This window comes from Algoriphagus mannitolivorans DSM 15301 (assembly GCF_000429425.1).
Classification (GTDB): domain Bacteria; phylum Bacteroidota; class Bacteroidia; order Cytophagales; family Cyclobacteriaceae; genus Algoriphagus; species Algoriphagus mannitolivorans.
Genome location: NZ_AUBV01000007.1, coordinates 218,012 through 230,591, shown reverse-complemented (window position 1 = coordinate 230,591; position 12,580 = coordinate 218,012). Strand labels below are relative to the sequence as shown.

11 protein-coding genes are annotated in these 12,580 nt (G+C 40.7%); 3 read left to right on the top strand and 8 right to left on the bottom strand.

The features are described 5' to 3' along the window. Positions 1 to 19 precede the first annotated feature (19 nt). From G458_RS0109315 to G458_RS0109290, 6 genes are all read right to left on the bottom strand, one after another. On the bottom strand, positions 20 to 1,138 hold the full coding sequence (locus tag G458_RS0109315; RefSeq protein ID WP_026951669.1) for an acyltransferase family protein: 1,119 nt from the start codon (positions 1,136 to 1,138) through the stop codon (positions 20 to 22). Between the two features lie 3 nt (positions 1,139 to 1,141). Then, a complete protein-coding gene (locus G458_RS0109310; RefSeq protein ID WP_026951668.1) occupies positions 1,142 to 2,479 on the bottom strand; it encodes a Gfo/Idh/MocA family protein in 1,338 nt (445 codons plus the stop codon). A gap of 12 nt (positions 2,480 to 2,491) precedes the next feature. Further along, a complete protein-coding gene (locus G458_RS0109305) occupies positions 2,492 to 3,646 on the bottom strand; it encodes an N-acetylglucosamine-6-phosphate deacetylase (RefSeq protein WP_026951667.1) in 1,155 nt (384 codons plus the stop codon). Continuing rightward, a complete protein-coding gene (locus G458_RS0109300; RefSeq protein ID WP_026951666.1) occupies positions 3,634 to 4,956 on the bottom strand; it encodes a sugar MFS transporter in 1,323 nt (440 codons plus the stop codon). Before G458_RS0109300 ends, G458_RS0109305 begins: the two co-directional genes overlap by 13 nt. Positions 4,957 to 5,051: 95 nt before the next feature. Then, on the bottom strand, positions 5,052 to 5,789 hold the full coding sequence (locus tag G458_RS0109295) for a glucosamine-6-phosphate deaminase (protein ID WP_026951665.1): 738 nt from the start codon (positions 5,787 to 5,789) through the stop codon (positions 5,052 to 5,054). 102 nt (positions 5,790 to 5,891) lie between these two features. Further along, on the bottom strand, positions 5,892 to 6,368 hold the full coding sequence (locus G458_RS0109290; RefSeq protein ID WP_026951664.1) for a hypothetical protein: 477 nt from the start codon (positions 6,366 to 6,368) through the stop codon (positions 5,892 to 5,894). A 271-nt stretch (positions 6,369 to 6,639) separates the two neighbouring features. Here G458_RS0109290 and G458_RS0109285 point away from each other — a divergent pair, with 271 nt between their 5' ends. Then, positions 6,640 to 7,290 carry a hypothetical protein gene (locus G458_RS0109285; RefSeq protein WP_026951663.1) on the top strand — a complete coding sequence of 217 codons (651 nt, stop codon included), beginning with the start codon at positions 6,640 to 6,642 and terminating at the stop codon, positions 7,288 to 7,290. Between the two features lie 101 nt (positions 7,291 to 7,391). Here G458_RS0109285 and G458_RS0109280 read toward each other — a convergent pair whose 3' ends face one another. Together G458_RS0109280 and G458_RS0109275 are read right to left on the bottom strand one after the other, a co-directional pair. Continuing rightward, entirely contained in the window at positions 7,392 to 8,540 is a 1,149-nt protein-coding gene (locus G458_RS0109280; RefSeq protein ID WP_035467966.1) for a DUF819 family protein, read from the bottom strand. Next, a complete protein-coding gene (locus G458_RS0109275) occupies positions 8,540 to 10,051 on the bottom strand; it encodes a M20/M25/M40 family metallo-hydrolase (protein WP_035467992.1) in 1,512 nt (503 codons plus the stop codon). The genes G458_RS0109280 and G458_RS0109275 overlap by 1 nt, the downstream gene beginning before the upstream one ends. A gap of 143 nt (positions 10,052 to 10,194) precedes the next feature. Here G458_RS0109275 and G458_RS0109270 point away from each other — a divergent pair, with 143 nt between their 5' ends. Both G458_RS0109270 and G458_RS0109265 read left to right on the top strand, forming a co-directional pair. Further along, a complete protein-coding gene (locus G458_RS0109270) occupies positions 10,195 to 11,457 on the top strand; it encodes a sterol desaturase family protein (protein WP_026951660.1) in 1,263 nt (420 codons plus the stop codon). Positions 11,458 to 11,469: 12 nt separating this feature from the next. Further along, a complete protein-coding gene (locus G458_RS0109265; RefSeq protein WP_026951659.1) occupies positions 11,470 to 12,579 on the top strand; it encodes an XdhC family protein in 1,110 nt (369 codons plus the stop codon). Position 12,580: the final 1 nt, after the last annotated feature.

Genomic DNA, 12,580 nt, shown 5'->3' with positions numbered 1-12,580 from the left:
GTAAATAATAGATTAAGATTTATACTTTGAAAAAGATCTTCTTTTGATACAAGAAGTAGAGTAGCAACCAGACCAAAGCTAAAGCTCCGAGACTTTCCATGACGGGAACCCAGCCATCTCCCAAAGGCCTGTATAGTCCTTCAAATAATAGCCTTGCAGTATATTTAAAATTAACAAAGCGATAGATCATGTAAATGGTCAAACTGTTCATCCCAATTACTACAAAGAAGAAGGACCATTTCTTAATTTGGAGGATATCGATAATCCAGAAAAATAGGGCCAAGAATAAAAATGCCATTCCTCCTGTTAAAAGGATAAAAGAGCTCGTCCACATTCTTTTGAAAATGGGAAAATGCATGCTCCATAGAAGCGCAATTCCCATACAAACAACTCCGACCAAAAGCAGGCTTTTCAACTTTTCGGATTTGGGCTGGTTCGCATTTCTCATAATTCCTCCTGCATGAGCCCCCAAAATGGTCAAACAAATGGCCGGAAATGTGGTCAAAATCCCCAATTCATCAAAAGTCCCCTGAAGTAATCTTCCGGGTAAAAAAGTGCGGTCAAACCAGCCCACCAAATTCCCTTCAAAACTCAGATTTCCTGCTCCAAATCCTGGAACGGGAATAAGAAAAATTGCTGCATAATAAGCCAATAAAATCCCTCCAACCCACAAAAGTCTCTTTTGAGCATTAAAATTCAAGTATAAAAAGACAGTCACAAATCCCGCAATTCCAATTCTTCCCAGGACGCTTCCCAAACGGATTTGCTCCCAATCGAAAAAGGGGAAAGGTGCATTTTTATCCAGCATCCCCAAGCCAATCAAAATCAACATGCGGACTAGTGCTTTTTTATAGATCTCCTTTTTGGATACTTTTTGGGAAATAGCTTTTTCCAATGAAAAAGGAATGGAAACTCCGGCTACAAAAAGAAAAAGCGGGAAAATGAAATCATAAAAGGTAAATCCAATCCATTCTGGATGTTCAAATTGAAGGGCTAAAGCATCCAGCCAAGCTAAGTTTGTCTTCCCTTCAAAACTTCTAAAAAACGCATCTGCACCACAAATCATCAACATATCAAATCCCCTCAAGGCATCTATCGATACCAATCTATTTGAGGGTTCCTGCATCCTGATTTCCATGGCTTATAATTTTGGTTCCCAGCCAGCTTGATAAGTTCTTCCCCAAAGTTTCATAGCCTCCGCATCATTTTCAATCCTTCCAGTTTGTGAATTGATCTCAAGAGATCTTCCTGTTTGGTAAGAAATATTGCCTAAATGGCACAGAAGCACACTTTTCTTGATTTCCGGATAAGGAGAAATCAAGCTTTCCCCATGGTCAATTGCATTGATGAAATTGGTGAAGTGATCTATGTCCATATCAAATCCAGCCCCTCTCTGATCCACTACCGTGTTGGAAGTTGGCTCTGCTGATTTGACTAGCTTATTTGAATTGTCAAAAATCTTGTAGGAATTATTCAGAAGTTCTAAGGTTCCATTTTCTCCATGAAAAGAAACTCCAGAACCCATTTCATTGATATCTCTTGCATTGCAACTTCTTCCTTCCCACAAAATAGATTTCCCATCCCCAAAATCATAGCTGGCAATCTGTGTATCTGGAGTCTGCCAATCATCCTGAAAATGATATCTACCCCCGCTGGAATAGCATTTGGTAGGATAATCCACCTTCAAACCCCAACGGGCTAAATCCAAAAAGTGAACCCCGTTATTGACAATTTCACCTGTTCCCCAATGCCAGAACCAGTGCCAATTGTAATGAATTAAGTTGTCCTTAAACTCTGATCTAGGCGCTGGACCTTGCCAAAGTTCAAAATCCAGCCAATCTGGAACAGGGGCTGTTTTTCCGTAACCAATTGATTTTCGGGTATTGGTATACCAAGCTCTGGCGTAATAAACCCTTCCTATTGCCCCAGAATGAAGTTCCTTCATCGCCTCCTGAACCCGCGGCCAGGATCTTCTCTGGTTTCCCATTTGGACCACTTTTCCATACTTCTGAGTGGCTTCAGTTAATAATTCCGCCTCGGCAGGATTATGCGAACCTGGTTTTTCAATGTAAACATGTTTTCCGGCTTGCATTGCTAAAAGCGCCGCGGGAGTATGCCAATGATCTGGCATGGCTATAGTCACCGCATCCAAAGATTTATCTTCCAGAGCTTTTTGGAAATCTTTTAATCCGACTGGTGGTTTTGCACTTCCTGACTTCACCGCCAAAGAAATCCCGTTTTCCAAAGCCCTCGAATCCACATCGCAGATGTATGCAATTTCTACATTTGGAATTTTTGCCAAAGCCTGAATATGCTGACTTCCCCTACTATTGACTCCAATCACAGCCAATCTGTATTTTTCTTTCAAGGGATAAGAAGAAAGAATATTGAAAGAAAAAGCTGGACTTAAGGCCCCTAATCCTAAGGTGCTTGTTCCTGCTGCTTTAAGGAAATTTCTGCGGTTAAAATTACTGGACATGGAGTTTTGGGTTTATGACATTTGACTATAGACTTCCCTGTGATTTTGAATGGTTTTCAAAATCTCCAATTCTGAATTTTCATTCATTTGTGCGATTACCAAATCCGGAGAGGTTTGAGGATTCCACAAATAGGAATTCTTCTGAATTACCTGATGAGGAATCACGGAGGCCATTTTCCAAGCTTGAGAGACACTAGCAAGTCGATTCCGAAGTAGAAAATTCACTCCCTGCAACAAGTTCATTGCTGATCCTGCTAGGGTCTGAGAGTTTTCACGAAGATGGAGCTTGCCTTCAGAAGTGAGCCTGACTTTTCCTCCAACTGGGGTTTCATAATCTCCGGATTCCATTCCTGCTAAGGCAACTGAATCGCTTACTAAAAGCAGTTTATCTCTTTTTACTTTTTTGAAAACCTGGATTACTTCCTTGGGGAGATGAAATCCATCGGCAATAATTGATGAGGCTAAGTCGTCCTCAGCCAATTGGGACCAGAGGTAGTTTGGATGCCTGGGAAGCATTCCGTGAGCCCCATTTCCTAAATGAGTGGAAAGAGTCGCTCCGGCTTTTACTGCTTCTTGAATTTGAATTTGGTTGGCATTAGTATGCCCAATTGATACCGCAACCCCAGAATCCACACATTTTTCAATAAAAGAAGGGCTCCCCTCCCATTCTGGGGAAAGGGTTATCAACTTGATATTTCCTTCTGCAGCATCTTGGAATTTTTGAAAAAGTGACCAATCCGGAGCTTGAACAAATTCTTTAAAATGCGCTCCTCTTGGGCCATCCTCTGGTGAAATAAACGGTCCTTCTAAATGAATTCCTTGGATACTTTCTTTGGCTTCTTGGTCGGAATGAATCAATTGAGTTATCTGCTTTAGAAGCTTGATAAGCATCTCCGAACTATTGGTAATCACGGTTGGAAAGTGATAGCAAACCCCTTTTTCTCTAATAATTCTCGAAATTTGACCCAAGTCCAAAAAATTGTTTTGCAGACTATTGTAATCATAACCCCCATACCCATTTACCTGAATATCAAAGAATCCGGGACCAAACCAAAGATCAGTCTCCAATGATTCTTTCAGAAGAGTCACATCCTGAATCTTATTATCTGAGAAGACAATCTCATAAGACAAGTCATCTAATATGGATTTTGCAATTACCTTTTCCATGACCTGATCTGATGTCCATAAACTGCATAAAAGACCAAGTACAAATAGCAAGGAAATAAAACCCAGTAGGCCAATCTAACTGAATACAAATCTGCGAAATAGCCGTAGAGCATGGGCATAATGGCATTTCCACAAAGGCCCATAATCATCAAAGAAGCTCCCAATTTGGTAAAACGACCCAATCCATCCAGGGCTAATGGCCAAATTCCCGCCCAGACCAAGGAATTGGCTAAGCCGAGCAATACCACAAAAAGTATGGATATGTCCACAGTCATCCCCCAGAACTGAATTGGTCCTTCCGCAAAGACAATAAACAAAGTCAAAATGGTGCCCAGAAGCGTACAAATTCTCAATACATTGACTTGGGAGATCACCTTAGGAATCAGTGAAATCCCAATCAAATATCCCAAAATGGTAAAGGCCAAGGTAAATGATGGAAATACTTTAGCGTCCAACAAGCTGATCCCGAATGAATTCGCATAAGGTATTACGGTGTCTATTGCTATCACCTGTGTTCCGACGTGAAGGAAGATGGCTATTGCTCCCAAAATCAAATGGGGAAACTGGAATATTGAAGTTTTGCCTGAATTTGCGACAGCAACTTCCTCTGACTCATGCTCCGTGTCGATTTCAGGAAGAGGTGAAAACCTCACAAAAATTCCCAAACCGACCAGCACGGTTCCAACAATTGTATATGGGGTAATTACCCGTTGAATCAATTCTGTCAAAGCCTCATCTTTAGCCTCAGGACTCATTAAATCCAACTGCTGAAAAAGTTCATTGTCTCCTACCCTTAGCACCACTGCAGCAAAGAGGATTGGTGCCAAAATTCCGGCTCCTTTATTGAAAATCCCCATGATGCTAATCCGCTGTGCAGCCCTTTCTTTGGGACCTAAAACAGTCACGTAAGGATTGGCTGCTGTCTGCAAAACTGCCAGTCCAGTTCCTAATGTGAATAAGCCCAAGAGAAAAAGCTCATAGGTTCTGGACATCGCAGCCGGAACAAATAGAAATGCCCCAATCGACATGGCAAAAAATCCGTACATCATTCCTTTTTTGAAGCCAACTGCCTTCAACAAATAAGATGAGGGCACAGACATCACCAAATAGGAAATGTAAAAAGCAAATGCTACTAAGTATGAATCGAAGTTGCTAAGGGTAAATGCGATTTTGAAGTAAGGAATTAAGATGGCATTTACCCAAGAAACAAAACCAAAAATGAAAAAAAGCATACCGATGATTCCTATCGAAATCCAGGTATCTCTTGCGCTAAGCGATTCCGCTTTAACGGCTGCTGGGCTTTGAGCCATAGGCTAGGTTGGGTTGGTGATAATGGGTTTATCCAAATTCTACATTTGGAATTTCTATAAATACCAAATTTTACCTTATCAAAACAAGAGCTTTCCTATGAATTAGCAGAAAGTAGGGATGAAGAGTCTTGGTCTAGAAAAATTTGACAAGCTGAATGAGATTGTAAAATTGAAGCAGGATGCCAAATACTAATTTCTCCTTCCAGACAATCTTTAACAGCCTTTGCTTTTCTTAAATCCGGGACTGAACAAATGATCGCCTTAGACTTGATAATTTGATTGATTGACATGGAAATGGCTTTTTTGGGGACTGAATCCATATCCTGGAACCATCCCTCTCCTAATTGTTGAGCTCGACATGCTTCGTCCAATTCCACTACCAGATAAGGGATTTCAGTTTCAAAGTTTGCCGGAGGGTCATTAAAGGCCAAATGCCCATTTTCACCAATCCCAACAAAAGCCACATCAATAGGATGTTTTTGAATTAATTGGGATAAGCGCTCGCATTCTTTCTCGGGATCATTTTCTCCATCAATCAAATGATAGGCTTTCAATTTAACCTTGTCAAAAAACCTCTCTTTTAGGTATTTCCTAAAGCTTGCCGGATGGGTAATAGGGAGCCCAATGTATTCATCCAAATGAAAAACAGTGACGGCATTCCAGTCCAAATCCTCTTGTAAAAGTTGATTCAAGGTTTCAAACTGACTGGTTCCGGTGGCCAGAATAATGTTTGCAAACCCTTTTTGTTGGATTCCATTTCGGATCAAATCAGCACCGATCCTACCTGCTGCTTTTCCTAATTCAATAGGGTTTGATTGAGTTGTAATTTTCATAGATTTTGATGTGGTTATATGGGTTTATGCAGCAAGTTTTAAAGGGAGAATTCCTTCAGAAAATATTCCAGTTGAGGTTTAGATCGAAGTTTCTTGTCCCTTCTAATTTCTCAGATTTTCCAGAATTAAACCTAGATCATATTGGAGGTCTTCGTTGAGTTTTTCTATCAGTTTTTCGGATTTTTGAAGTTGCATTTGAAAAATATTCATATTCACGGAATGATTGAATTTTAAGTAGCCATAGTCTTTCAACTTTTCGGCATAAAATAATATCAGCTCAGCCTGATCGGCCTTGTTTTTACTCAGTTTGAGCAGCTTGTTCAATTTTCTGCGAATTGATTGTGCAGCCTTTTTGGCAGCAAAGGAACTTCGGATCGTAGTCTGTTGAAAGGCCAGTTCTAAATCTTCCTTGGCTAAGTCGAGAAAAAGGTTGGGTTGGCACTTTTCATTGAGTTTGAAAAACAAAAAAGCCTTATTGTCCCTTGAAAACTTCGCCAAATCAGCAATCAAGTCGATAAGTTCTGCTTCAGGTAAAAAGGCTAGCTCTTTTTTGATTTGAGCCAAACTGGGTATTTCCATAATTGTGTGTTTTCCGTGGGCTAGTTTAATAAAATCCTATTCAATATTTGTTCACATTTTGAATTCAAGGGAATCAAAGCCAAATGTTTTATCTGATTTGAGAGTTGCTGGAAGAGACGAAAAATGTTTCTCATTCCTCGCAAAGGTTAAGAACTGTAAATAGTCCAGACAGCATTAAAAAATTAGCACATTTTTAAGATTTGAAAAGTCCAAAATTCAATTTGCCTCGTTCTTTGGTAGTTACATTTGGATCGGTAAATTGGAACTACTTATGGAAAAGCGAATTTTGCTCAAAAGTAAAGCGCAATGGATTCAGGATGACCAATGGGTGATCAGAAACCGGCTCGTGCCCTTTTCAGAGTCTCTTGAGATTCAAATACAGGAGATCACTTTGGGTCCAGAGACTGAAATTCTTCTTTCCTCTGGTGACGACCGGATAGAAATGATTTTGCCTCTTTTGGGAGAAGTTGTTTTAGAGCAAACTGACGCGGTAAGGTATGGAAACCTTTGGACTCGGCTATTTTCCAAAAAAGACTCTTTAAGCGTAAAAAATGCCACACCTACAGATTCCATACATATTCTCCGAGTATGCCTTCCCCATGAACTAAATAATGATTTTCTAGCCCCCTTAGAATTGGAAGATTTCGAAGGAGATATTCGAAAAGTATGGGAAAGTCCATCCCATTCAACTGGTATAAAAGTCTATTCCTTGTTTCTTTCTAAGTTCAAAGAAAAGCAAAGTGCAGAATTTAAAGCTGAGTCCTCCATTTTAGCCATGCCGCATGCTGGAGTTTTTGAATTTCAGGATATCCTTTTAGATCAAGGAGATTGCCTTCAGGTTTTCAAACCCGGCAGTATGAAAATAAAATGCTTGGCACCTGAAGGACAGATTTTGATCTTGGAAGTTCATGAGGCTGCTTAACCCATTTACTTTTGATCCAATTTTGATGTTAAAAAAGTAAACACTCTATAGAATTTTTTTAAGGAGTTGTCGAAGTGATGGTTTTGACTTTTTGGGCTAGTCTAAACTAAAAACCCAATGAGGTAAATGGTTAGCATTCCCCAAGCTGTTCCAGTTACCATGCTCAAGATTGCCAATAAAACCGCGTGAGGCATCAGGTCTTTGCGATAAGCAGAAGTCACCGCCGGAGCAGTTGAAATTCCTCCAAGGTTGGCCATAGATGCGATAGGAACCCAGATCAGGTTTAGTTTCAGAATTTTTGCGACTGCCAGCATTCCCAGGAAGTGAAGAACCAACCAGATTAAAACTAAGCCTACAAAAGGAAATGGCAGACTGAGATTGCTAAAGTCTAGTCTTAGACCTAAAATTGCCATCACAAGGACTATACAAATACCTCCTAATTTCAGCGAAAAGGCAGTATTCCAGTTTGGAATCAAATTTCCAAGCAACATTCCCAGAATGGAAAGGCTAATTACAAGATTCAGGAAAGAAAGTTCCAAGAAGAAGGTGATACCAGCCAACAAAAGAAAAACAAGACCTGTAATCCAAGGATAAATCTTTTTTCCAGTGGACACCTGTTTTGAGGCGAGATTAGCAGGCAACTTATCCTTGATTCCTAAAATTTCACTCAGGCTCTCCCCTTTTTTGATAAACTGAAACATCAGGATTGTCCAGATATTGACCAGGATGTTATCCAAAACCAGCACCGATAGAAAAATATTTTCGGGCGTTTGGGCGAGTTCTTTGAGAATCAATTGAGAAGTGCTTCCTCCTATCCATCCTCCTACTATCGGAACCAAACCCTTCCAGTATTCTTGATTCAAGAATATTTCTTTGGAATTTGGGGAAAGTATAGAATAGATACCCCCCAAAATTGCCGGTAGTGTAGCAATGATCATACTGCCAGCAAAAAACAAAATCAGAGGCCTAGCTCCTACAATCGCCAACTGCTTCAAAGGCAAAGCAGACATTACCGCCAAAAGGGTGATGGGGATGATCCAGTTGCGACTCCAAGAATGGAGAATGACAGTCGAAAGATCCCATTGAAAGGCATGGGTAAAAGCCGCCGGAATCACATAGGCAAAGAGAATTGAAGGAAACCAATTCAAAATTCCTTGAACAATTTTATTTTTTATTCCGCTGATTTTCAGAACAAAAAATACTGTAAGTGTAACAATTACAACAGCTATTATATCTGCCTGATTTTCCATCAAAAGGCTTGGGTTAAAATTCCTAGACAAGTCTGAATTCCTTCTAGGAAATTTCCGATCCGGATATTTTCATTCGGGCCATGGATATTGTTGTCAGGATTGGGAATTCTTACTGACACAGCCGGAGCACCAAGAATATTAATAAAGGGAGCCATGGGCTGAGATCCACCGGTTTGCCGGGTTTTGATGTATTGGTCTCCAAAAACATGAGTCATTCCCCGATCAAGCCAGAATGCAAACTCGGAATCCATGGCTGCACGAAAAGGTTCTGAGCCATTTCTTGTTTTAAGTGAGGCAATTTTTGAATAGCTTTTTCTTTCTTCCTCAGTAGGTTCAGAGCCTTCTATTAAATAATATCCCTGCTCAAGAATGAATTTTTGCAAGAGTGCCAACTGCCTTTCATTGGGCGTTTCTTTGACTGTTCGAATGTCGATTTCAACCACTGCCTCTGCTGGAATCAGAGTTCTTACCTCGCTTCCAACCCAGCCGGATTTTAGCCCTCGGATATTGAGAGAAGGAAATTGGAGCGCCTCCTGATAATTTCTTCCCACTTTTTCTGCTTCGGCAAAACCCATTTCGTGAGCCATTTCCACATTGTCCTCAGGAATTTCGCTCATTGCTTTAAAATCGGCTTCTGAAATAGAAACACCTTCATAAAAGCCCGGAATCAGAACTTTCCCCGACTCATCTTTCATGGCTGCCAAAAGCCGGGAAAGCTGAAAGGCCGGATTGGGAGCAAAATTTCCATATTGACCGCTGTGGAGATTATTGGATGGGCCAAAGACCTTGATCGTGGCCGTGACTATTCCTCTGGCTCCAAAGGCTAGATTGGGAAGGTTGGAAAAATGACGAGTTCCATCAAGGATCAGAATCCCGTCAGCGTGGAAAAGGTCTTTGTTAGCAGACACTAGTGGTGCCAATTCCGGTGAACTGATTTCTTCCTGAAAGTCCAAAATAAGTTTGAGATTCACTGAAGGCTCGATTCCCTTTTGCTGCAGAATATCTAAGGCAGAGAAGAATGCCATTGTAGGACCTTTGGAGTCAGAAGCCGAGCGTGCAAAGATTTTCCACTCCAGATTTATTTTTCCATCCAAAAAATTCCAATTGATTGGTTCCCATTTTCCTTCGATTTCTTCCATTAATTCTGGGATATAGGGGCTTTCTTGATTCCATGCAGAAGAGTCCACCGCTTGACCATCCACTTGCATATAGACTAAGATGGTCTTCTTTTTAGGATCCATTTTCCCTTGAGCAAAGAGATGAGGAACCCCGTTTCCAGTTAAAATCTGAGTTTGAAATCCACGTTCTCGCAGAGCCTTTTGGGTCCAATCCAAGTTTAGCACAATATCTGCCGGACTATTGCCATTATTGGGTAAGCTCAAATATTCCCGGAACTCTATCAGTGAAGATCTTAATTGGGTTTCTGAGGCTTTAATAATTTCCTCCCGGGATATTTGAGCGAAGGCTAGTTCTGTGGTGAAAAGAAGGAAAAACAGTAGAATTATTCTCATGGAAGCTATTTTGAAGCTAGGAATATAGAAATCTTTCAAGAATACAAAATCCTTGATCCAGGTCAAAAAAGTCTTTTTCAGAACCATCCTATTGAATCAGAGGTTTTCATTACATAAGTTTAAGCTTAGAATAATAGACCCAAATGGAAACCTACGGTAAGATTTTATTGATTGCAATGCCGGCATTTTTTGTGCTGGTAATGTTTGAAAAGGTGTGGGGAATCATGAAAAACAAAGACACGGTTCCCTTAACGGACATGATCTCCAGCCTTAGTTCCGGCATCACCAATGCCACCAAAGATGTGTTGGGGCTAAGTGTCGTGGTTATTTCCTATGCTTGGCTCCATGGGAAATTAGGATTCTTTGAGATCAAGGCTACTTGGATAGTCTATGTGATTGCCTTTTTTGCCTTGGATTTTGCCGGATATTGGACTCACAGGATTGCCCATGAGTACAATCTATTCTGGAACAATCATATCATTCACCACAGCAGTGAGGAGTTTAATTTGGCATGTGCCCTTCGTCAGAGTATATCCGGAATTGTCAAGATTTTTGCCGTTTTCCTGATTCCAGCAGCCGTATTGGGGGTGCCTCCTCAAGTAATTGCCATTGTAGCACCTTTGCATCTTTTTGCCCAGTTTTGGTATCATACCCAACATATTGGAAAGATGGGTTTTTTGGAAAAAATCATCGTCACCCCCTCCCATCACCGAGTTCACCATGCGATCAATCCGGAATATCTGGACAAGAATTATGGCCAGATCTTCATCTTTTGGGACAAATGGTTTGGAACTTATCAAGAAGAAAAGGAAGGTATCCCGGCGGTCTATGGAGTAACCCGACCTGTCCAAACCTGGAATCCTATTAAGATTAATTTTATGCATTTGTGGCTTCTGATCAAAGATGCTTGGAGAGCCAAGAAGTGGTCTGATAAGCTCAAAATCTGGTTTATGCCTCTTGGCTGGAGGCCTGCTGATGTAGCAAAAAAATATCCAGTGCAAAAAATTGAGGACGTCTATCATTTCGAAAAATACAGTCCGCAATTAAGTAAAGGGATGATCACCTGGTCGTTCGTTCAGTTGATCATTTTACTCTTACTTTTAAGCTATCTTTTTGGAAGTCTTGCTCAAATCGGCGCTCCGGGGATTTTCTATTATGGAGGATTTGTATTTCTGACGGTCTATGCTTTCACAGAATTAATGGATAAAAATCCCAATGCCTGGATCCCTGAATTACTGAAATTCTGCTACGCTGCTTACTTTTTGATTACTACCGGGGATTGGTTTGAAATCAGTAAGGTTTTGCCAGGGGCTAATTTTATTTTTGGTGCTTACCTTTTGGTGTCCTTTTTCTTCACAGTTTGGTTTTCCCAGAGAAAAAAAGAAAACTTCCAATTAGCCAGTTAAGTCAAACCCCTCATGAAAGAACTTCATTCAATAGTCCATGCCTATGAAGTAGCAAAGTCCGAAGGAAGGAATATGGCCTTAGCGACGGTAGTACAAGTTGACGGATCGGCTTATCGAAGACCTGGAGCAAGAATGCTGGTAACTGAGGACGGTTCTTTGACAGGGGCAATCAGCGGTGGATGTCTGGAAGGTGATGCATTAAGAAAAGCCCAAACTGTGATATTTCAGGGAAAATCCATGGTAGTCACCTACGACACTACTGATGAGGATGACCAGAAATTTGGTGTTGGCTTAGGATGCAATGGAATAATCCATGTGCTGATCGAACCTATTCAATTGGATGATCCTCAAAACCCTGTAGAACTGATCAAAGAGTCCTTAAAAGATCGGGAAACCTGCTTATTGCTTTCGATATTCTCAATTCCAAGATCCAAATCTGAACAAATCGGAACAGTTTTTTTGAAAAAAGGAATCCATGAATTTGGAAAGTCTGAACGGATTTCTCCTCAGCTTTGGCTTAGGCTCAAACATGAAATTCAAAGTTTTGACCAAAGCCAAAGCGAAATCAAGAACTTCTCGGAGCTGGAGGATATTTCAGTATTTTTTGAGATAATCAAGCCTGCTACAAGAATTTTACTTTTTGGAGCTGGGAATGACACTCAGCCTTTGGCAAAAATGGCTGAAATTCTGGGGTTCGAATTGGTTTTGATAGATGGTAGAAAAAACCTGGCAACCCCAGCTCGATTCCCAACAGCAAAACAGATTATTCAAGGGCCTGCTGAAGAAATTATCTCCCAACTGGAGACCGATTTGAATACAGTAGCGCTGTTAATGACTCATAATTTCGAATACGAAGCAGTGGTTTTGGAAAAACTATTAACCTGCATGATTCCTTATATCGGGATTTTAGGCCCCAAACGAAAGACTGAGAAATTAGTCCAGCGCTTGAACACTAAAGGGATCGAGGTGGGTATGGAAAATATCTATGCACCTATTGGGCTAGAAATCGGAGCAGAAACTTCCGAGGAAATTGCCTTATCGATTCTTGCTGAGATAAAGGCGGTGCTTAATTTCAAGAAACCTATTTTTTTACGGGAAAAGGAAGGCCCGATCCACAATTAGT